Source organism: Kitasatospora sp. NPDC023118, from assembly GCF_055560875.1.
The window spans coordinates 1-18,623 of record NZ_JBVHHW010000057.1 but is presented as its reverse complement, the minus strand read 5'-3'; the positions used below and the strand labels follow the sequence as shown (position 1 = coordinate 18,623).

24 protein-coding genes and 2 pseudogenes are annotated in these 18,623 nt (G+C 68.3%); 13 read left to right on the top strand and 13 right to left on the bottom strand.

From position 1 onward, the window contains the following. Nucleotides 1-198 (bottom strand): VOC family protein (locus ACZ3UD_RS36555; RefSeq protein WP_465598064.1); only part of this gene is annotated, 198 nt, incomplete at its 3' end. A 220-nt stretch (nucleotides 199-418) separates the two neighbouring features. Then, on the bottom strand, nucleotides 419-1,327 hold the full coding sequence (locus ACZ3UD_RS36550; protein WP_465598061.1) for an aminoglycoside phosphotransferase family protein: 909 nt from the start codon (nucleotides 1,325-1,327) through the stop codon (nucleotides 419-421). 79 nt (nucleotides 1,328-1,406) lie between these two features. Here ACZ3UD_RS36550 and ACZ3UD_RS36545 point away from each other — a divergent pair, with 79 nt between their 5' ends. The 3 genes from ACZ3UD_RS36545 to ACZ3UD_RS36535 all read left to right on the top strand — a co-directional run bounded on the left by ACZ3UD_RS36545 (nucleotide 1,407) and on the right by ACZ3UD_RS36535 (nucleotide 3,320). Continuing rightward, nucleotides 1,407-1,814 (top strand): hypothetical protein, encoded by a 408-nt coding sequence (locus ACZ3UD_RS36545; protein WP_465598058.1) that lies wholly within the window; start codon nucleotides 1,407-1,409, stop codon nucleotides 1,812-1,814. A 2-nt stretch (nucleotides 1,815-1,816) separates the two neighbouring features. Then, nucleotides 1,817-2,671, top strand: coding sequence for a class I SAM-dependent methyltransferase (locus ACZ3UD_RS36540; protein ID WP_465598073.1), 855 nt, complete (start codon nucleotides 1,817-1,819; stop codon nucleotides 2,669-2,671). Between the two features lie 133 nt (nucleotides 2,672-2,804). Continuing rightward, on the top strand, nucleotides 2,805-3,320 hold the full coding sequence (locus ACZ3UD_RS36535; protein WP_465598055.1) for a tyrosine-type recombinase/integrase: 516 nt from the start codon (nucleotides 2,805-2,807) through the stop codon (nucleotides 3,318-3,320). On the opposite strand, the gene ACZ3UD_RS36530 is transcribed toward ACZ3UD_RS36535, so the two are convergent. Continuing rightward, nucleotides 3,289-3,756 (bottom strand): hypothetical protein, encoded by a 468-nt coding sequence (locus tag ACZ3UD_RS36530; protein WP_465598052.1) that lies wholly within the window; start codon nucleotides 3,754-3,756, stop codon nucleotides 3,289-3,291. The two genes, ACZ3UD_RS36535 and ACZ3UD_RS36530, sit on opposite strands and share 32 nt — an antisense overlap. A 140-nt stretch (nucleotides 3,757-3,896) precedes the next feature. On the opposite strand from ACZ3UD_RS36530, the gene ACZ3UD_RS36525 reads away from it, so the two are divergent. Continuing rightward, nucleotides 3,897-4,886: a Mu transposase domain-containing protein gene (locus ACZ3UD_RS36525; RefSeq protein ID WP_465598049.1), complete on the top strand. Its 990-nt coding sequence runs from the start codon at nucleotides 3,897-3,899 to the stop codon at nucleotides 4,884-4,886. Nucleotides 4,887-4,907: 21 nt separating this feature from the next. Next, nucleotides 4,908-5,632 (top strand): annotated as a pseudogene (locus tag ACZ3UD_RS36520) (ATP-binding protein). A gap of 137 nt (nucleotides 5,633-5,769) precedes the next feature. Here the strand turns inward: ACZ3UD_RS36520 and ACZ3UD_RS36515 are convergent. Further along, the gene (locus ACZ3UD_RS36515) at nucleotides 5,770-6,192 is read right to left on the bottom strand and encodes an SMI1/KNR4 family protein (protein ID WP_465598046.1); all 423 of its coding nucleotides are present in this window, start codon (nucleotides 6,190-6,192) and stop codon (nucleotides 5,770-5,772) included. Between the two features lie 542 nt (nucleotides 6,193-6,734). Between ACZ3UD_RS36515 and ACZ3UD_RS36510 the strand changes: the two genes are divergently transcribed. Next, nucleotides 6,735-6,941: a hypothetical protein gene (locus ACZ3UD_RS36510; RefSeq protein WP_465598044.1), complete on the top strand. Its 207-nt coding sequence runs from the start codon at nucleotides 6,735-6,737 to the stop codon at nucleotides 6,939-6,941. A 7-nt stretch (nucleotides 6,942-6,948) separates the two neighbouring features. Next, nucleotides 6,949-7,422, top strand: a pseudogene (locus ACZ3UD_RS36505) (transposase); the annotation flags it as partial. A gap of 24 nt (nucleotides 7,423-7,446) precedes the next feature. Here the strand turns inward: ACZ3UD_RS36505 and ACZ3UD_RS36500 are convergent. Further along, nucleotides 7,447-8,133: a hypothetical protein gene (locus ACZ3UD_RS36500; protein WP_465598041.1), complete on the bottom strand. Its 687-nt coding sequence runs from the start codon at nucleotides 8,131-8,133 to the stop codon at nucleotides 7,447-7,449. 67 nt (nucleotides 8,134-8,200) lie between these two features. Next, a complete protein-coding gene (locus tag ACZ3UD_RS36495; RefSeq protein ID WP_465598038.1) occupies nucleotides 8,201-8,482 on the bottom strand; it encodes a hypothetical protein in 282 nt (93 codons plus the stop codon). Between the two features lie 991 nt (nucleotides 8,483-9,473). Between ACZ3UD_RS36495 and ACZ3UD_RS36490 the strand changes: the two genes are divergently transcribed. From ACZ3UD_RS36490 to ACZ3UD_RS36480, 3 genes are read left to right on the top strand one after another with little or no spacing between them, the layout of a single operon-like run. Then, complete coding sequence (locus ACZ3UD_RS36490) at nucleotides 9,474-9,977, top strand: hypothetical protein (protein WP_465598035.1); 504 nt, start codon at nucleotides 9,474-9,476, stop codon at nucleotides 9,975-9,977. 55 nt (nucleotides 9,978-10,032) lie between these two features. Beyond that, nucleotides 10,033-10,341 (top strand): IS3 family transposase, encoded by a 309-nt coding sequence (locus ACZ3UD_RS36485; RefSeq protein WP_465598070.1) that lies wholly within the window; start codon nucleotides 10,033-10,035, stop codon nucleotides 10,339-10,341. Further along, nucleotides 10,298-10,531 (top strand): Tn3 family transposase, encoded by a 234-nt coding sequence (locus ACZ3UD_RS36480; RefSeq protein ID WP_465598067.1) that lies wholly within the window; start codon nucleotides 10,298-10,300, stop codon nucleotides 10,529-10,531. Before ACZ3UD_RS36485 ends, ACZ3UD_RS36480 begins: the two co-directional genes overlap by 44 nt. A gap of 66 nt (nucleotides 10,532-10,597) precedes the next feature. Here the strand turns inward: ACZ3UD_RS36480 and uppS are convergent, their stop codons facing one another. The 3 genes from uppS to ACZ3UD_RS36465 form a co-directional block, all read right to left on the bottom strand. Then, complete coding sequence (gene uppS / locus ACZ3UD_RS36475; RefSeq protein ID WP_465598032.1) at nucleotides 10,598-11,374, bottom strand: polyprenyl diphosphate synthase; 777 nt, start codon at nucleotides 11,372-11,374, stop codon at nucleotides 10,598-10,600. Between the two features lie 66 nt (nucleotides 11,375-11,440). Beyond that, nucleotides 11,441-12,229: a hypothetical protein gene (locus ACZ3UD_RS36470; RefSeq protein WP_465598029.1), complete on the bottom strand. Its 789-nt coding sequence runs from the start codon at nucleotides 12,227-12,229 to the stop codon at nucleotides 11,441-11,443. Beyond that, nucleotides 12,226-12,525, bottom strand: a complete 300-nt coding sequence (locus tag ACZ3UD_RS36465) for a PadR family transcriptional regulator (protein ID WP_402476142.1) — start codon at nucleotides 12,523-12,525, stop codon at nucleotides 12,226-12,228. The genes ACZ3UD_RS36470 and ACZ3UD_RS36465 overlap by 4 nt, the downstream gene beginning before the upstream one ends. An 84-nt stretch (nucleotides 12,526-12,609) precedes the next feature. Here ACZ3UD_RS36465 and ACZ3UD_RS36460 point away from each other — a divergent pair, with 84 nt between their 5' ends. Then, nucleotides 12,610-13,641 (top strand): hypothetical protein, encoded by a 1,032-nt coding sequence (locus ACZ3UD_RS36460; protein ID WP_465598025.1) that lies wholly within the window; start codon nucleotides 12,610-12,612, stop codon nucleotides 13,639-13,641. Between the two features lie 392 nt (nucleotides 13,642-14,033). Here ACZ3UD_RS36460 and ACZ3UD_RS36455 read toward each other — a convergent pair whose 3' ends face one another. After that, nucleotides 14,034-15,296: a beta-ketoacyl-[acyl-carrier-protein] synthase family protein gene (locus ACZ3UD_RS36455; RefSeq protein WP_465598022.1), complete on the bottom strand. Its 1,263-nt coding sequence runs from the start codon at nucleotides 15,294-15,296 to the stop codon at nucleotides 14,034-14,036. 65 nt (nucleotides 15,297-15,361) lie between these two features. Here ACZ3UD_RS36455 and ACZ3UD_RS36450 point away from each other — a divergent pair, with 65 nt between their 5' ends. Then, nucleotides 15,362-15,979 carry a TetR/AcrR family transcriptional regulator C-terminal domain-containing protein gene (locus tag ACZ3UD_RS36450; RefSeq protein ID WP_465598019.1) on the top strand — a complete coding sequence of 206 codons (618 nt, stop codon included), beginning with the start codon at nucleotides 15,362-15,364 and terminating at the stop codon, nucleotides 15,977-15,979. 294 nt (nucleotides 15,980-16,273) lie between these two features. Here ACZ3UD_RS36450 and ACZ3UD_RS36445 read toward each other — a convergent pair whose 3' ends face one another. The 3 genes from ACZ3UD_RS36445 to ACZ3UD_RS36435 all read right to left on the bottom strand — a co-directional run bounded on the left by ACZ3UD_RS36445 (nucleotide 16,274) and on the right by ACZ3UD_RS36435 (nucleotide 17,999). Beyond that, on the bottom strand, nucleotides 16,274-16,537 hold the full coding sequence (locus tag ACZ3UD_RS36445; RefSeq protein WP_465598016.1) for a Tn3 family transposase: 264 nt from the start codon (nucleotides 16,535-16,537) through the stop codon (nucleotides 16,274-16,276). An 84-nt stretch (nucleotides 16,538-16,621) separates the two neighbouring features. Next, nucleotides 16,622-17,110, bottom strand: a complete 489-nt coding sequence (locus tag ACZ3UD_RS36440; RefSeq protein WP_465598013.1) for a protein-tyrosine phosphatase family protein — start codon at nucleotides 17,108-17,110, stop codon at nucleotides 16,622-16,624. Between the two features lies 1 nt (nucleotide 17,111). Beyond that, entirely contained in the window at nucleotides 17,112-17,999 is an 888-nt protein-coding gene (locus tag ACZ3UD_RS36435; RefSeq protein ID WP_465598010.1) for a tyrosine-type recombinase/integrase, read from the bottom strand. Nucleotides 18,000-18,125: 126 nt separating this feature from the next. On the opposite strand from ACZ3UD_RS36435, the gene ACZ3UD_RS36430 reads away from it, so the two are divergent. After that, on the top strand, nucleotides 18,126-18,386 hold the full coding sequence (locus tag ACZ3UD_RS36430; protein ID WP_465598007.1) for a DUF6476 family protein: 261 nt from the start codon (nucleotides 18,126-18,128) through the stop codon (nucleotides 18,384-18,386). Nucleotides 18,387-18,623 lie beyond the last annotated feature (237 nt).

Below are 18,623 nucleotides of genomic sequence, written 5' to 3'. Positions count from 1 at the left end.
GTCGGGCCAGCTCGGAGCCCGGTAGTCATCGACCCGCTGGAAGCCAATGAAGAGACCATCCTCGCGGGTGAGTCCGGCGAAGTCGGCGTCTGACTCCGGGTGCGGTTCGAGCCCGGTGGCCTGCTGATAGAACGCCGCCAGGGCCAGCGGATCAGGGCAGTCGAGCGTTATCGCGCTCAACTTCATCTGCAAGGGCACGGTGCCTCCGGGCTGATCACTGAACTTGCGCGAAGCACACGCTAGATGAAAACGCCGAGTCGCATCAGCTCATCCCTGCAGAAGAGCCACACCCAACTCACTCTCCCACAACCACCACGATGTCCACGAGGGGACCGGCCAGCGGTGTGAGGGCTGGTTTGACGACCACCGTGATCAGCGGCAAATCCAGTAGCTGTTGAAGGCCGGGTGCCCGCGTCGCTCACCGGTCGGGCAAGCCCTTCAGGACACGATCAAGTGCCGACCGGCCTGCGGGCCCCCAGTTCGGCTTGCCGCCGGGCAGGCCACGGTCTCCGTTCTGGCCCATCAGCATCAAGAACAGGCTCTTCATCGCGGCCAGCCCGCGCGCCCGTCGGATCGTCGCCTCATCCGCCTGTGCGTAGCTGTGGAAGAACCGTGAGGCGCCGCCCGCGGGGAGCAGCACCCAGGCGGCCGCAAGGTCCCACGCCGGGTCGCCGGCGAAGATGTCGCCGAAGTCGACGACGCCCGCCAGTGTGCCGTCCGCGACGACGACGTTCGCGGGATGCAGGTCACCGTGCACCCACATCCGCGGGCCCTCCCACTCGGGGGCCGCAACCGCGTCGTCCCACACGGCCCGGATGTCGTCCTCGGCGAAGCGCCCGAGGTCCACGGCCTGCAGGAAGTGCTCGAAGCCGTCCGTGCACTCCTTGGGATGGCCGCCGCGGTCCGGGGCGTCCGGCGCGTCGGCGGGCGCCTCCACATGCAGCGCCTTGAGGAAGGCGGCCAGCATGTCGGCCGCGTGGTCCCCGCGGGTGATCGAGCCGTGGTCCAGCGGTGTGCCTTCAACCCATGTCATGACGGTCCAGATCTTGGGGAAGCGCTCGGACGGTGCACCGCTCCGCACCGGAGTCGGGATCGGAAGCGGAAGCCGCGAGGCCAGCACCGGCAGCCAGCGCCGCTCCTTGAGCTGCAGATCGGGGCAGTTATTCATCCGCTGTATCCGGACGGCCAACTCGTCCCCGAGGCGCCACATCTGGTTGCCCCAGCCGCCCGCCACCTCGCGGATGGGTAGCTCGGCCAGGTCCGGATGCTGTTCGCGCAGCAGGTCACGGACCAGATCTTCGCTGATCTCAATCTCGGATTCGATCATGCGAAGCCACAGTACTTGAGGCAGGCGGAGCCGGGGCCGGCGACTCAGACGGCGTTGAGGGCGTCGCATCCGGGCCGCCATGGACCGGCTCCTTCGCGGCGACATCCCGCCTGGCGGAAAGTGCGACATCAAGACCCTCGCCATCGAGGCCGCGGTCGACCGCACCGCTTTCTACGGCACCCGCCCCTACGCTCACCTCCGCGTCGAGTTCGAGCGACGCCTTCACACCCTGCAGCAGGCCGGGGATATCCCCGACCCCCGCGAAGCCAAGATCACCCGTCTTAAAGCGCAGAACGCCAAGCTCACGGAACGGCTGGCCCAATCGGAGTGGACGATCACCCAGCTCACGGACTTCCGCACCCAGGCCCTGGCCCGGCTCGCCGCACAGCACGAGGAGATCGTCCGGCTCCGCGAAACCGCAGCAGGAGCGAGCCGAGTCAGCCACCTTCCCGCACCGCGAACTACCGTGATCGGGACCTGCAGTTGACCATGCTGTTGATCCACCCACATCCGGCGCAATCGTGGCCGGGCGGATATCGTCGCCAGATGCCTGAAGCTTCCGAGAAGTTCAACACCGCGATGACCACCTGGCAGGAATGGCAGGACGCCCCTTGGGGCCGACTCCGTTATTCGATCGCCGAGGCAAACTTGCTCCGTCACGTCCACGGTTTGGGAGACGAACCGCTACGGGTGCTCGACCTTGCCGGCGGCGACGGCGGCGACGCCATTCGCCTCGCAGCCCGAGGACACCATGTCACCATCGCTGACTACGCACCCGCCATGCTCGCCGCGGCCACTGACCGGGCAGCGGCAGGCGGCCTCACAGAGCTGATCACCTGCGTCGAGGCCGACGTGACCGATCTGCCTCGCGACCTCGTCGACGGCGAGTTCGACGTCGTGCTCTGTCACAACCTCCTGCAATACATGGACGATATCCCCGGCGCCCTCGCCGCGGCACTCGCCCCACTGAAGCCCGGGGGCCTGGTTTCCGTCATGGCGATGAACCGGCATTCGGCGCCCTTGAACATCGCCGTCCGGGAGATGGACCCTGCGGCCGCACTCGCCGCGCTCGACACCGATCAGGTGTGGACCCAGATGTTCAACTCGGCGCTGAGACTCCATGCGGCTGAAGAGATCATCCCCATCCTGCAGAGGCTCGGCTGCCGGGACGTCAGTCACTACGGCATCCGCAGCTTCTGCGACTACATCACTGACGACGCACGCAAGCACGAACCGGGCTTCTACGCCGACCTCGAACGCCTCGAACTCGCCACGACCGCCCGTTCGCCCTACATGCACACTGCTCGGCTCTTCCAGCTCACTGCCTGGAAGCAGACCAGCTGATGTTGGACGAGCCGCCTCGGTTTCGGCGTGTCACACGTCGTCCAGGCGGCTCTCCGACACACCTCAAAAACGTGATGTCCGTCACTTACGCCCTGTCGAATCACTACACGGTCCCAGCGTCTGAGTCGCGAACGTGGCACCGAACCCGCCCGGACAAATCGCGACACCGACATCCCTGCACACGGCCTCTGCGAACACAAGGCACTCTCTGGCCACGCAGGCGATCAACCGTGGCATGTCCCTGGAAGCGATCGCCGCTCTGCTCGGCCACCGGTCGTTGTCCATGACACGTGTTTACGCGCGGATCGCCGACCGGACGGTCGCGGACGAGTATTTCGCCGTCTCGGAGAAGGTCGAGGCGCTCTACGACGCCCCACGGCGACTGCCGGCCGACGCGGAGGGAACGGAGATGGCCAAGCTCCGCCGCGAGATGCACCGACGGATGCTCGGGAACGGCTACTGCGCGCGTCCCGTCGAGATGGACTGCCACTTCGAGTCGATCTGCGAGTCCTGCACGTTCTTCGTCACCACCATCGAGTTCCGGCCCACCCTCGAAAGGCAGCGGGACGACGCGGCGGCCAAGGGTCAGGTCGCCCGCGAGCAGATCTTCGACGGGCTCATCTCACGGCTGGACGGGCAGGCCGGCTAATCAGCCTTGCTGCTCGGCGCTGTTGAAACTGGTCCCATCTCTGTGATTCATGGATGAACCAGCCGAGCAACGCATCAGCCACGTCGCTGAGCGATCGGCCCTCGACTGTTGGCATGACCAGGGTGAAATCGGCGAGCTCACCGGCCGAGCCTGGGCAGTGGGAGCTCAGTGATCCGCAGCGGAGACCTGCCCGATCGACCTGAGCGCCCACCGTCACCCCGATTGACTCACCCGGCCTGCAGACAAGGTCGGTCCAGATCAGAAGGCCGCCGGTCTCATGGCTCTCTGGGCACTCAATCGGGTCCCAGACCCAGAAGTCGTCTGGAGCCAGAGTGGTCATCGGCCAGTCGTGAGCACGTTCGGCCAGCCGCTCGACAACAGGGCGCCACTGCTCGGCGAACTCCCAGTCGATCAGACACTCCTCGAAGACGTTCACGGGCTCATTCAAACAGGGGTGCCGATGGCCCCGCATCAAGGATTCAACGGACCGGGCCATCTTGACTTCGAGACCCGCATATTAGAGGAGTTCCGCGAAGCAAGGTCCGCTACGACAATCTGAAGGCCGCCGTCGCCCGGGTGCTGGGGCTGAGCCGGGCGCGGGTGGAGGCCGACCGGTGGATCGCCTTCAAGTCCCACTTCGGGATCGAGAGCTTTTACTGCCGGCCTGGCATCGAGGGCGCCCACGAGAAGGGCGGCGTCGAGGGCCAGATCGGCTACTTCCGCCGCAACCACTTCGCGCCGGTGCCGGAGGTCGAGTCGCTGGCGGAGCTGAACGAGCTGGTCGAGCAGTGGGGCCGGCACGACGGACGGCGCCGGATCGGGTCCAGGGCACGGACGATCGACGAGTACTTCGAGGACGAGCGTCCGCGGCTGCTGCCGCTGCCGGAGGACCCGTTCGAGACCGGGCGAGTGTTCACGCCGCGGGTCGACCGCTACAGCCAGATCACGGTCCGCACCAACCGCTACTCGGTGCCGGTCCGGCTGATCGGCAAGCGCGTTCGGGTGCTGCTGCACGCCTCCCACCTGGTGGTCTACGACAAGAACGTGGAGGTGGCCCGGCACGAGCGGCTGATCGCCAAGGGCGGCTGCCGGCTGGAGCTGGACCACTACCTGGAGGCCCTGGTCCGCAAGCCGGGCGCCTTCCCCGGCGCGACCGCGCTCGACCAGGCCCGCTCCGCCGGGAAGTTCACCCCGGTCCACGACGCCTGGTGGGCCGCGGCGGTCAGGGCGCACGGCGACGCCGAGGGCACCCGGGCGCTGATCGAGGTGCTGCTGCTGGGCCGTCACATCCCGCACGAGCACATCGTCGCCGGTCTCGCCGCGGCCTTGCGGGCCGGGGGCCCTGACCGCGGACGCGGTCGCCCTGGAGGCCCGCAAGGCCGCGCAGACCGAGGACGAGCCGACCACCGACGTCCCCGCACGGCGGGCGGCCGCCGGGCCGGGAGAGGCGACCGTGACGTTCCTGCACGAGTGGAAGCTCAACCACCTTCCCCCGGACACCAGGCCACTGCCCTCGGTGACCCACTACGACCAGTTGCTCCGACACCGCCGCGCCGGCGGCGGTGACCTGCGAGAGGGAGAAGCGCCATGACCCTGCCCCGCCAGCGGAACCTGACCGAGCAGGCCGCCACCACGGCCATCGACACCGCCTGCCGACTGCTGCGGCTGCCGTCGATCCGCAACGAGTTCGCCGACATCGCCGACCGGGCGGCGAAGGAGCAGATGACCTACCGCGGCTTCCTCGCCGAACTACTGATGGCCGAGTGCGACGACCGGGCACGCCGCCGCTCCGAGCGGCGGATCAAGGCCGCAGGGTTCCCCCGGGACAAGTCGCTGCGGATCAAGAAGAGCCAACCGCTCTGCCTGATCGGCGACTCCGGCACCGGCAAGTCCCACATGCTCATCGCCCTGGGCACCGAAGCAGCCATGAAGGGCTACCGCGTCCGCTACACCCTCGCCACCAAGCTCGTGAACGAGCTGGTCGAGGCCGCCGACGAAAAGCAGCTGAACAAGACCATCGCCCGCTACGGCCGCGTCGACCTGTTCTGCATCGACGAACTCGGATACATGGAACTCGACCGCCACGGAGCCGAACTGCTCTTCCAGGTCCTCACCGAACGCGAGGAGAAGAACAGCGTCGCCATCGCCTCCAACGAGTCATTGGCTGGACCAAGACCTTCACCGACCCCCGCCTCTGCGCGGCCATCGTCGACCGCCTCACCTTCAACGGCACCATCATCGAGACCGGCACCGACTCCTACCGGCTCGCCTCGACCCGGGCCCGGGCAGAGGAACCGACGAAGGCCGGCTGACCGCTGCAGGCTCCTACTCGACGGTCCTCCGCCCGGAGGGCGGAGGACCGTCACCGTTGATGAGGATCCGCAAAAATGGCTCTGGCCGAAAGTCCGTGCAAGGCCAGGGCAACAGCCTGCCTGGCGGATCGTTTCGGCTATTGCTGATACCAGTCGTCTCCGCCGACGCGCAGCGAACGGCCAAGGTAGTCGCGCAGGTTGTTGGCCACCCACCTGCGGCTGTCGCTCTCGTGCTCCCAGACGAACACGTCCGGGCGCTGCGGCTTCTGCACGAAGGCGAACTGATCACCGCCCCCGTTGTCGCCGAAGAACATGAGGGCATCGAAAGGCATATAAAGCTGGGCGAAGGTCTCGTCGGACCAGAAGCAGAGGTTCTGCTCGACGATCTGGTCGATGGTCCAGACAGTGTCCACGTGAGTGTGGCCGAGCACCCCGTTGCTCTCCAGCAGCAGCTGCTTAAGGTCCGTCGGCAGAGCTCGACCCAGCCGCCTCTCGGCCTCGACAATCTCGGAGGCCTCGACCGGCTCCCGAAGCCCTGCATCAGGAAAGACTTCCAGCACTGACTGTCTCCACATGACCGCGAGCTTAGCCAAGCCCCCTGGGCCCTGACAGCATCGGCAAGCCGCAGCGGGATGGCCAACTGACCAAGAACTCCGGTCCCCGCAAAAATGGCTCTGCCCGGATCCACGTGAATGATCAAGATGACGGCTGACGGCAGGTCATGCTGCCGGGGAACGATGAGGCCGCGGGGATCGGCTGGTCGGAAGCTTCCACGCGTGCGCGAGCGCGAGCGCGACGCACCTGGCGTCCCGGCGGTCGTAGCCGGTCGCTGCACAGACTTTGTTGATCGCCGCCTCCCAGCTCCCCTGCTGGATGAGCTTGCGGGCGCGCTCCTGCGTCGGGCGCGGCACCGGCACCCGCAGAGCCTGCACGATGTCGAGGTCCCGGCCTTGCCTTCTTGCGCGCCACGATCGCAGTCGCGGTCCCATCGACCAGTTCACACATGCCCCCGGTGTCCCATAGCGGCGGCCCGTTTCAGTTGTGCTTGGTGAGGATACGGATTCGCGGGAGGCGGAAGGGAGCCTGGCCGCACATCGCCCTCTTGATCGTTTTGAACCTGTTGATGTGGCCCTCCGATGCCCAAGCTCCAGGCGAGGGCGAGGCCGGCGGTCACCGTGTTGAGGTCCTGGCGAAGGAATCCGGCGAGGCTGCGGGTCGTCGGGTGACGTCATTTCTGGTGAACATCCGCAGCACCCGAGATCGCCAACTGCTGCCCAAACCACTGACCAATCGCTGCTACTTCACGTGAACGAAGCCAGTGCTGGGTTCACAAGACCGCCAACGTGCTGGACGCCATGCCGAAGTCGGCCCAGCCGGCGGTGAAGAAGGCCCTGCAGGACATCTACAACGCCGAGGACCGCGAGCACGCCGAGCAGGCGATCAAGACCTTCGCCAAGCTCTACGGCGCGAAGTTCCCCAAGGCCGTCAAGAAGATCACCGACGATCAGGAAGTGCTGCTGGAGTTCTACGGCTACCCGGCGGAGCACTGGATCCACCTGCGGACCACCAACCCCATCGAGTCGACCTTCTCCACCGTTCGCCTCCGTACCAAGGTCGCCAGAGGCGCCGGCTCCCGCGCCGCCGCGCTCGCCGTGGTCTTCAAGCTCGTCGAGTCCGCCCAGGCCCGCTGGCGCGCCGTCAACGGCGCCCACCTCGTCCCGCTCGTCCGCGCCGGAGCCCGCTCCGAACGCGGCCAGCTCGTCGAGCGCCCCGGGGCGGCCGCGGCGTGAACGAGCAGTGACAAGGCCGGGTGGCTACATCAGGTCGCTGATGACCGGGTGGTCCGTGGAGAGGGGGCAGATGAAGACGCGCATGGTTTCTCGTCTCCCGAGTACGACGTCGGTCGGCCCCTGGCACCGACGCCAATCGCTTGGACTACCTTCAAGGAAGCCGACAGGCACCCAGCTCTCCGTGCCTCCGTCCCACTCGTCGCTGGCGATCGAGGCCACGAAGCGCATCCCGCTGCCGCACGTGCCGCACCGCACCGGGCCGTAGTAGCCCTGGTAATTCCAGAGTTCATGGCCACCGAGCTTCCAGCCCGGGGCCGTCGAGAGGTCCCAGGAGTAGCGGGGGTCGTACTCCTCGGGGTCGTCCGGGTCACCAAAGGTCGCCATCTCCCATTCCTCGACCCGGGCCTCGAACTCCTCGCCCAGGGCACCTGGGTGCGGGTACTCGGTCACCGGCTCCGGCCGCAGCAGGCATGGGGTGGGCAGATAGCCGGGTTCACCGATGGCCACCGGCTCCGGTGGCGTCAGGAAGCGGTCTCCCAGGTCACCGCTGTGGCGGTAACGGATCTGGACCCACGGGCCGGCGATTCCGTTGTAGGTCACCGCCGAACCGTCGTAGACGTGCTGGAACGGACACCACAGGATCTGGAGGATGTCCGTGCCCTCCGGAAAACCGTCGTACCAGGGCACGTCATGCGCATACACCTGCATCACGGGCAGCAGTGGCCACGTCTCGTCCGCGGGTATCGCGTCCCAGGTGATCTCACCGTGGTGGGCGAGCTCAGCGGGCGTCGGTCTCGTCGATCAGGTAGTGGAGTTCGTCGAAGACCTGGAGCACGACGACGACCAGTACGTGGTCGGCGACCATGAACTCCACCACGACACCGGGCGCGGCGTAGGCCTTCCGTAGGTGCTCATCAGGGCCGATCGGTGCCGTCGCGGTCTTGTGGTACGGGTCGCGGGCGAGCACGCCCAGCGCCCGTTCCAGGAGAGCGCGACGTTCAGCGGGCAGAGCGTCGATCGTCGTCTTCGCCTCGACGGTGTACTGCACGCGGTACGTCATGCCCGACACGATAGCCGGGACAGCGTCCGAACGGGGGATTCCTTATCTCCCCACTCGGTGACCGCAGCGCCGTCGTTCCGCGCAGCCGGTGGTGACTGGTGACCGGCCCGAATCGCGGGAGCCTCTGCCGCTGTGTGAGGAACCGACCTCGGCCGAGCTGGAGGCGTTGCTGCGGATCCCGGTCGACTGGCTGCTGGGGGCCGGCGAGGCTGGCGCACACGCCTGAGAGGAGGGACACCGTCGGAGTCTGCTCGGCGGTGCCTGCACGTCGGGACGCTGGACGAGGCGGTCTGGGGACGGTCGACCGGCGCCGCTCGGAGGTACGGCGAGGCTCCCGAGGTCTGCCAGCCGAAGCCGCCGAGGCCTCCTTCGCGGCTTCGCTGTCCAGCTCGCCGCCATTGGGGGGCCGGAGCCTCGTGGTGGCAGCCGTGTCGCCGGCCGGTGGTGGTTTCGGAGTTTTCGCCAATGCGTGTGGCTGGCGATCTGCTGGGTACGATCGATCCCCTACTGGTCAGGGGAGGGCTGGTGTCGAACCAGTCGTAGGGGGTGGAGTGGGCCATGTCTGATCGGGCGACCGAGTTCGACCGCATGTGAATCCGTGGGCATATGACGCGAACGGCAACTTGACTGCCGAGGCCAAGCGTCAAAAGCTTGCCCGTACACAGATCAACTCGGCAGGCGGTGCTGCCTCCGGCGGGAAGATCGAGGCTGAAGTGACCGCGCTGGACGCCGCCGCCACAAGTGCCGAGCAGATCAACGGCCGTCTCGGTGGCGAGTGCAAGGGCGCGGACGACAAGATGGCGGCGGTTGCGGGTGGGCTTCCCGGGTTCGGGATCGGGGCGGCGTGCAAGGACGCCTCGGGGACCTGGGACAAGCAGGTCCAGGCGCTGTCGGTGGGCGTGCGCAGAAGCTCCGGGCGACGGCCAAGGGCTACCGCGATGCCGAGGCCGAGGCCGTCAGGTCTTTCGAGCAGAACGGGGGCTGATACGCCGTGGTGGACTTCTATGATCTGGCGAACGCGAAGGTCGACTCCCTGGGGACGGCCGCGGGCGCCTGGGACGAGATCGCCGGGAAGCTCAGGGCGATGGACGGCGAGTGGAAGAGCGGTTTCGTCGGCAAGGTCAACGGTTCCGGGTGGACCGGGAAGGACGCGGACGCGGCGAAGCCGGCGCTCCAGCGCGGAAACGACCAGGTCAACGCGGCGGCGGTCGAGGCGGGCGCGCTCGCGTCCGTGCTGCGGGAGGCGGCGACCGATATCCAGGCCGCGAAGGACAAACTGAGCAAGCTGGTGACGGAAGCCACGACGGCTGGTCTCACCGTCAGCTCCGATGGGACGGTCAGCTGGCCGGATCCCGACAAGGCCATCAAGAACGACCCGCAGGCGGCGGCTGCCTACCACGACAAACGTCTGCAGCAGCTCGGCGTCCCCGCCGCCTTCGACGCAAGTACCAAGGCGGGACTCAGACCGCGCACCCAGGCACACCGACCGCGGTAGCGAGTACACGGGCGAATTCCGCGGGGAGGCCAGGAAGTTGAACCTGAGGCAGAGCATGGGACGAACCGGCATATGTTACGATAACGCCGCAGCTGAGAGCTTCTTCGGCTTGCTGAAGGCGGAGATCGGCACCACCGTCTGGGAGAGCCGCGAAGCGGCCCGTGCCGACGTCTTCCGCTTCATCGAGGTCGAGTACAACCGCACCAGGCTCCGGAAGAGTTCGGGTACCTCACCCCACTCGAAACCCGAGCGAAGCTGCAGCACGACTTCACCCCCGCAGCGTAAGAACCCGCTGTCCAGGATCAGGGGGGAACTTCAGCCTGATCTTCCACAACACCCTGGACATCGCCCAGGCAGTACGTGAGCTGCAGGCCGAGGGCTGGAACGTCGACCCGGAGGACCTGGCGGAGGTCCCGCCCTACCTGACCGAGAAGATCACGCGGTTCGGCGAGTACTCCACCCACGAGCTCGACCTGGCCCCGGAGGCGTACGAGCCGCACCTGGACGTCGACTTCACCAAGCTCGACCCGCAGGACTTCGTCGCTGCCTCCTGATCGCCACCCGCTGCTACGGAAAGGGGCGGCGCCGGCCGAGCCGGTGCCGCCCTACGAGACCGGGGCTCAGCCGCCGTAGCGCCGCTGCCTGGCAGCGAAGCTGCGGACCGCGCGCAGGAAGTCGACCTCGCGGAACGCGGGCCAGTAGGCCTCGCAGAAGTACAGCTCCGAGTAGGCGCTTTGCCAGAGCAGGAAGTTGGACAGCCGTTGTTCGCCGCTGGTACGGATGACCAGGTCGGGGTCTGGTTGGCCGGCGGTGTACAGGTGCGGGGCGATGTCGTCGACGGTCAGGGCGTCCGCGGCCTCGGTCAGGGACGCGCCCGTTTCGGCTCGCGCGTACATCAGGTCGCGCACGGCGTCGACGACCTCCTGGCGGCCGCCGTAGCCGACGGCCAGGGTGACGTGAGCGCCGGTGGTGCAGGTACGGGTGGCCTCGACGGCCTCCTTGAGGGCGCGGGCGGTGCTGTCGGGCAGGGCGTCGGTCATTCCTGCGAGGTGGACCTGCCAGCGGGCGTCCGGGCGGGTGAGGCGATCGACGACCACCTGCTCGATCAGCCGCATCAGGTAGGCGACTTCGGTGTCGCCGCGGCGCTGGAGGTTCTCTGTCGAGCAGACGAAGACGGTGATGTGCTTGATCCCCAGGGCCTCGCACCACGAGAGCACCTCCTCGACGTGCTCGGCGCCCACCTTGTGGCCGAGGCTCGGGTTGGCCATGCCCATCTGCCGGGCCCAGCGGCGGTTGCCGTCCATGATCAGCCCGACATGCCGGGGCAGTGGGGCCGCCATGACCTCGCGGCGCAGGCGGCGGGTGTAGAGGGAGCGGAGCAGGTCGGGCATGGGCACCGTCCAAGTGGGATGGGAGCGGCCCGCGGGTTCGGGCGAGCCCTGAGCAGGCGGGTGTCGCGTGGCTTACCTGGCCGACGGCAGGTCGCGCAGGTCGCGCAGGGTGCCCGCGCACACCGCCGTCAGCAGCAGCAGGCCCACGCCGATGCCGACGCCGAGCGGGTGGAATCCGGCACCGGTGAGCGAGAGTCCGAAGATGGTCGCGCCGCCGGTGGCGCTGGCGCCGGCGAGGGTCCACACACCGGCCCGGAGGCGGTCGGTGCCGGGTGGCACGACGGCATCCCCGCCGACGCCGGTGAAGATGCGGGGGATCTGGATCGCGCCGAGGCCGAGGGAGATCCACCAGGCGGCGAGTACGGCGGTGCGCAGGGTGGGCGGTGAGGCGTCCGCGTCGACGCCGCCGTGCACCAGCACCACCACCGTGGTGCCGAGGAGCGTCGGTACGGCGAGGCGACGGAGCGCCCAGCCCAGCAAGGTGATCGCGGCGCGCAGCGTGGGCCGGGGCCGGGGTGCGACGAGGGCAACGCCGAGCAGCAGCAGGGTGGTGCAGCCGTGCGTGACCTGCTCTCGGACGGCGTCGGCGGGCAGGGGGCCGGCCTGTTCGGCGGCCAGGTGGCTCAGGAACCAGGCGGCGAGGGCGACCGTGATGCCCATGGTGGCCACCCGTCGCTGGCGCTGTGCCGGGGAGTCGGCGGGCCAGTGGGCCGGGTGCAGCCACATGTCCACGATGCCCGCGATCAGGTTGGGCCAGGACTTCCAGCCCGCGCCCCGGGCCTCGTCCTCCACCATCGAGCCCCAGCGCTCGCGGAAGGCGTCCGGGTAGAGCCTGACCAGGCTGCGGGTGACGACGCTCATGCCGGGTTCACCCCCAGGCGCCGCAGTCCCGCGTTCGCGACCCGGGCCATGGCGCGCAGTTCGCGTTCCAGGACCTCGCGGCCGAGGGACGTCAGCCGCACGGGACGCTGGCGGCCCTGCCCGTCGAGCGGCTCGATCAGCCGCTTCGACTCCAGCCTGGCCAGCGCCCCGTACAGACTGCCGGGGCCCAGCCGCTCCCCGGTCAGCTCCTCGATCGCCGTGTTGATGGCGTATCCGTGCAGCGGTCCGTCGGCCAGCGCGCAGAGCACCAGCGTCTGGGCATCGTTGGCTTGCATGTCGCTCCTTTCGATCTGACGGAGCACCATACTACGTGCCGCGAACTACGTGCCACGTAGTACGCAATGTGTACTATCGCCGTCATGCGACATGACTTGACGATCGATCAGCTGGACGTCGGACACCCTGCTCGGCCCGCCGCGGCCGCGGCGCTGTCGACGTCCGCCGCCGGCGCCGCCGCCTTCACGCTGTTCGCCTACCTGACGACGCAGGTTCGCTCGGTGCGGGCGGGCAGTCCCTGGCAGGGCGATCCGTACGACGCGGTGGTGACCTTCACCATGTTCTTCGTCCCCCTGCTCGGTGCGCTCGGCGGGGCAAGGGCGCTGCTGTGCCGCCGCGACCGACCGCTGCCGCGCTACCGGATCGAGCAGGTACTTCGGGCCGCACTGGTCTGCACGCTGCTCGTCGCCGCCACGCTCGCCACCGACTGGGCGGCGGTGGCCGCGCGGGCGGACCGCGCGTCCTGGGACGGCGGCACCCCCTGGCTGATCGCGTCACTGCTGCCGCTCACCGGGGTGACGGCCGGGAGCCTGCTGCTGCACCGCCGGGCGATCCGACGGCTACCGAAGCCGGTGCGCGGGGCCGAGGACACGGGCGGGGACTGGCTGGACGACCTCGCACCCCTCGCGACTCTCCTCGCCGGCCCCCGCTCCCGCACATGGCGCGCACTCGCTGCGCTGATCGGCCGGGGCAAGGTGCTCGACTTCGTGCGCCTCCGGTTCACCCTGCTCGCCGCCGCAGCCGCCGTCGCCGCTGGCCTGCTGGTCGCCACGGGACTGGCTTCCGGCGAGGGCTGGCCCGGGGTACTGCTCTTCACCGTGGAGACCGCAGTCTTCGCGGGCGGCACCTTCGCCTTTGTGATGATCTGCAACAGCGTCCTGCGGTTCGCCGCGCCTCCTCCCGCGTCGAAAACGAGACGGGCCGCCCGGGCCGCGACCACCGCAGGCGCGTTGACACTGCCGGTCTCACTGGCGCTGCGGGACACCGCCTGGCAGCTGCTCGGGCTCGGCGACCAGGTCGACTCCATCGGACAGTGGGCGGCCGCCACCCTCGCATTCGCGCTACTGACGGGCGCGCTCACCTTCGGTGTGACTGCGACCGCAACCAGGGAGTGACAGCGGGAGGCATCGGTCGGTTGCCGGAGCAGGGAGACGCTGCCATTGAGGCTGGCTGATCGGACCGATGCTCCGCTGAAGGAGATGGCGGCCGATGATCCGCTGATCGGGTGGGGACGGTCCGCTCGCGAGACCTCGACAGAGTGCCATGTAGCCGAACGTGACAGTCATGATGATGCGTAACTCTCACAAATGAACGTTTGTGAGAGTAACCGCGCGTGCGACTCTGGCCCTTGCTCGTTTGCCGGGAAGATCACCAGGAGGCCAGCCTCGGTGACAGTGGGCCAGCCGTTAGCGGTTGGCCCACTGATGATGCGGCGTCGAGCTTCGATCGATCAACCCGAGTTCGCCTCGCCGGTGCTGGTCCACCCACTTCGACGCCCTTGCTTGGGTTATGGTGTCGTCGAGGCCGTACGGGACGCATGGTGCCGTGCACCGGTGACGATGAGCGAGACGTTCTGCCCACCGAAGCCGAAGGAATTGCTGAGCACGGCCTCCTGGGGGACGTCTCGTCGCTCTGCGGCGACATCGAGATCGATGTCGGGACCGACGCCGGCCACGGTGAGGTTACGGGTCGGCGGGATGACGCCGTGCTCCACACTGAGGACGGCGATGAGCGCTTCGATCGCGCCGGCTGCGCCAAAGAGATGACCGAGCGCCGCCTTGGGGGCTGTCACGGTGGCGCGGCCGAAGACCTCCCCGATCGCGTGCGCCTCGGCAACGTCGCCGACCGGAGTCCCGGTGGCGTGGGCGTTGATGTGGCTGATCTGCTCGGGAGCCAAACCGGCTTGCGCGAGGGCCTTCCGCATAGCCGAGATCTGACCGGAGCCGTCGGCAGCGGGCGCCGTGATGTGGTGAGCGTCGGCGGCGATGCCAGCGCCAGCGAGCACCGCGTGGACGCGCGCGCCCCGGGCGCTGGCATGCTCGGCGCTTTCTAGCACCACGACAGCCGCGCCTTCACTGAGGACGAATCCGCTGCGGTCTGCGGCGAACGGCCGGGACGCAGACGCGGGTTCGAGGGTATGCCGCGACAGTGCTTGTGCCTGGGCGAAGCCGGCAACGGTGATCGGTGTGATCGCGGCCTCGGTCCCGCCCGCGATCACCACGTCCGCCTCGCCGGCACGGATGAGCCTGGCCCCCAGGGCGATCGCCTCGGCACCGGAAGAGCACGCCGAGACGGGCGTGTAGACGCCTGCCCGTGCACCGTATTCGATACTGATCAGCGCCGCCGCCGCATTGGGCATGAGCATCGGGACCGTGCGTGGTGAGACGCGCCGCGTCCCGGCCGCCTCCAGTACGTCGTCTTCCTTCAGCAGCGTCTGTACGCCCCCGATGCCCGTGCCGATCGCCGATGCGAGCCGGTCCGGGTCCACCTCGGGGGCACCGGCATCGGCCCAGGCTTCGGCCGCCGCGGCCAAGGCCGCCTGCTGCGAGCGGTCGAGCCGCCTGGCCTGCACCGGCAGCAGCAACTCGGCGGGGTCGATCGCCATCGTCCCGGCGACGGTGTCGGGAAGGCCGGCATCTTCGTGGCCACGCAGGACGCCGCCGCGGATGCCGGACTCGCCGGCAAGCAGGGCGTCCCAGGTGGACGCCACGTCTGCCCCGAGTGGTGTGATCGCGCCGAGTCCGGTCACGACGACTTCAGTCCGGTGCATGCCCCTCAACCCTTCTTGTATGCGATACAAGCGAACGCCCTTGTTGTATCACATACAATTTTGGTGTGGAGAAGAAGCGAACCGAAACTCGATCAACGTCGGCTCGATCGCGTGACCGCGGTCGCGCGACGAGGCACCGGCTGATTGAGGCAACTGCACGGCTCTGCATGGAACGGCCCGGCGCTGAGGTGAGCGTCGCGGAGATCGCGAACGCGGCAGGCGTCTTCCCCAATCAGGTCACCTACCACTTCGGCTCCAAGGACTCGCTCCTCGTGCACGCCGCCTTTCTCGGCTTGCTGCACGACGCCCGACGGATTGAGCGCATCGGTCGCCAAGCCCCCGATGCCGCGACATTTCGGCGCAACATCGCCCGCGCCGTACTGGCCATGCCCTCGCTCCCGTCAGTCACGCGAGCACTCGCCGCCGGGATCTCCAAGCCCGAACTCGCCCCCGTGGTCGACCAGCACCTTCAGTTGCTGTTCCGGCAATCCGAGCGCTTCGTGAGCCAGCTCATCGACAGTCGCGGCTGGAGGGCCCGTCGGCCGCTCAACGTGGAAGCCAGGACGTTCTGGAGCACCGCGCTCGGTGCAGTGCTGCTCGTCCGCGCCGGGGCACATGGCACCGTCGCCGACCTCGACCTCGCCGGAGCATTGACCATCCACGACGAACCCGATCCCAATTAGCTCAGTCGAACCGGCCGGCGACGACGTGCGCGGTTCCCGCCCGACGGTGGCCTTGTCGCGGTCGGCATGTTTGCCGTCGCCGACGAACTCCACTGCTGCGGCTAGTGCAAGGCGTCAAGAACCTGCTTGCCAGCAACAGTTAGGACCCGGACGACCCCTGGGCGCGGTCCGCCGACTGGCCCGTGCCCGGCGACGTCGCCCCGGCCGCACCCTCCGCCGCTGATCGGGCGTCTTCCGCCTCGGGCGCGGTGCGGGGGCCGGGCACTGCCGCGGCGACGAGGTCGAGGTGGGAGTTCATGTCCAGCTCGAACCGGCCGTAGGGTTCACGTGTGTCCAGAACAGCGGGGACGACGCCCGCCGGTCGGCGTTGGTGAGCCGCTTCTGCCACTTCTCCTCGCTCAGGATGTCCTGAAACAGCAGGGTGTTGACGTGCACCAACGCCGACTGGAGCAGGTGCAGGGCGAGCATGGAGACCTCCTGGGACTCCTTGTCGGAGCCGGTCAGATCGCCGTCCTTGCCGTAGAACAGGTCGTGGTTGGCGGAGTTCCAGTTCTCCACGACCTGGAGCCCGTCGTTGATCTCGCGGCGCAGCTCCGCGTCGGCGAGGTAGTCACAGATTCTGTGAAATCTGATTTGTCAACATCATGCCTGTTTGAGCAGTTCCATCGTCCACTCTCGCTGCTCGGCGGTGTCTGGGACGGCAAGCCCGCGAGCTCGTTCGATCTGGTGCCAGGAGGTGTCGGGATCGACGCCGTTGAGGATGAGGAGTGCGGCGGCGAGGAGGGACGAGCGTCCGATGCCGGCCCGGCAGTGGGTGACGACGTGTGCGCCTTCGTGTAGCTGTTCGGCGAGTCCGTGCAGTGTAGGCAGGATCGTGGTGAGGTCGGGGACGGTGCGGTCGGGGATGGGAATGGCGACGAACTGCAGCCCGGCTGCAACGGCTGTCCGGGGTTCGTCTGCGAGGCCGAGGTCGTCGAGTTCGGATCCGGTGAGCGCGCAGACCAGGATGTCGACGCCGCAGTTCTTCAGCGCGGTCATCTCGTCTTCGAGCCAGTCATTGCCACGGGGTCTGGCCATGGTGCTCAGTCGTCCCGGGCCAGGGAGGTCGACGGTGAAGAGGGTGGGTCGCATGTCAGCAGCACTTTCGGTCGGTGGGGTCAGGTGATGATCGGACGGTCAGTGGCAGGGGTCGGCCGGGTTCGGCGCGGAGCTCGTTCGGGGTCGGGCCGGCTGGGGTGGCCACCTCGGCGAGACGCTCGCGAAGGCGGTCGAGGGCGCTCTGGCCGTCGTCGACGGCGGCGCGTTCCTCTTCTGTGAGCGGAATGCTCACGAGCATGCGCTGCAAGTTGGCCTTGGCTTCAACGAGTTGGGATCTCGTCGATTCCTTGGGGGTGTAGAAGTCGCAGCGGGCGCAGGCCATCCGGTGCTGGTACTGTTCGAAGAACGAGTAGGAACACAGCCCGTGACCGAGATCGTAGTACTGCCATGGTTCACCGTTGGCTGCGGCCCCGGAGGTGATGGCATCGCGGTCGAGAAGGACCTCGACCGTGCGGACGTTGCGGGCGAAGTAGCCGGCCTCGGTGTATGCCTTCGTGAGGGTGTCGGGGGTGATCTTCGCGTAGTGCTGGGTGGACTCCGGACTCCGGTGGCCAAGCCAGGCTTGCAGCTCGAAGAGCGGCATCGGCTCCTTGGCGTTGTAGAGCTGGCTGGCGATCGTGGAGCGGGCCCGGTGGCTGGTGATGTTGCCCCGGACATCGGCGGTCGGGACGCCGGCCTTTCGGCAGAGCGAGGGGATGACCGCGGTGTTGATGTAGGTCTTCGCGAGGCGTTTCGCCCGGTGCGCGAACAGGAAGTCCACCTGCTCGCCGGTCTTGCGGTCCAGCATCTTCGGCTGCTGCGGCCGGAGTTCCTGCCACGCCTCGATCGCCTTGCCCAGCAGAGGGTCAACCGGCTTGGTGAACGCGGTGCCGGTCTTGTGGGTGGGGACGTCCAGCAGGCAGACGGCATCCCGCGCCAGCACCTCGTCGGAGTCGCCGGGGATGGGGTGGCGGGGGACGCGAATCAGAAGTACGGGAAGCCGCTCAGGGGCCCGGCCGTCGGGCCGGATGGCGTCCCGGTGGTGGTTCGGCTGAGGGGGCCCGGCGGGGTGGACCTGAACTGGTCCGCCACGGTCCTGCCAGACGGCATCCTGGTTGGGCTCGTAGCTGTCGTGCTGATCGGCGTGGGGACTGTGGTGTCGGTCATCGTGCGCCGGGTTCGCAAGAAGCCGGGCTACCGGCTAAACGTCGAGGTCGGCGGACCGGAGCCGCGCAGCCTCACCCTGCCTTTCGACTCCCGGGCGCGAGCCGTGAAGCACGTCCGTGACCTGACCGCCGCCATCGGAGAGCACTGCGCGGATGCGGTGTAGAAAGAGAGCCGCACCCCGGCAGAAGGCCGGGGCCTGGCGGCCCCTCAGAGAGTGGTGGGGAGGTGTCGCCTGCGGCGCCACCGAGAAAAGGCGCCGGACGCGCGCGGGGGTGCGGGAGAAGGGGCGGGGGGGGGGGCGGGGGCGGGCGGCCCCGCAGAGTAGTAGCCGGGGGTGTTGCGTGGTTTGGGCGCACGCGCGACACCCCCCCCCCGACCCCCCCGCCACCCCCACCCCCAC

Bases quoted from the DNA above. Each gene is read 5' to 3' on its own strand.
- ACZ3UD_RS36495 (WP_465598038.1), bottom strand. From the start codon at position 8,482: ATGACGTACCGCGTGCAGTACACCGTCGAGGCGAAGACGACGATCGAC.
- ACZ3UD_RS36460 (WP_465598025.1), top strand. From the start codon at position 12,610: ATGCGACATGACTTGACGATCGATCAGCTGGACGTCGGACACCCTGCT.
- ACZ3UD_RS36485 (WP_465598070.1), top strand. From the start codon at position 10,033: ATGGGACGAACCGGCATATGTTACGATAACGCCGCAGCTGAGAGCTTC.
- ACZ3UD_RS36440 (WP_465598013.1), bottom strand. From the start codon at position 17,110: ATGCGACCCACCCTCTTCACCGTCGACCTCCCTGGCCCGGGACGACTG.
- ACZ3UD_RS36470 (WP_465598029.1), bottom strand. From the start codon at position 12,229: ATGAGCGTCGTCACCCGCAGCCTGGTCAGGCTCTACCCGGACGCCTTC.
- ACZ3UD_RS36465 (WP_402476142.1), bottom strand. From the start codon at position 12,525: ATGCAAGCCAACGATGCCCAGACGCTGGTGCTCTGCGCGCTGGCCGAC.
- ACZ3UD_RS36540 (WP_465598073.1), top strand. From the start codon at position 1,817: ATGCTGTTGATCCACCCACATCCGGCGCAATCGTGGCCGGGCGGATAT.
- ACZ3UD_RS36455 (WP_465598022.1), bottom strand. From the start codon at position 15,296: ATGCACCGGACTGAAGTCGTCGTGACCGGACTCGGCGCGATCACACCA.
- ACZ3UD_RS36545 (WP_465598058.1), top strand. From the start codon at position 1,407: ATGGACCGGCTCCTTCGCGGCGACATCCCGCCTGGCGGAAAGTGCGAC.
- ACZ3UD_RS36550 (WP_465598061.1), bottom strand. From the start codon at position 1,327: ATGATCGAATCCGAGATTGAGATCAGCGAAGATCTGGTCCGTGACCTG.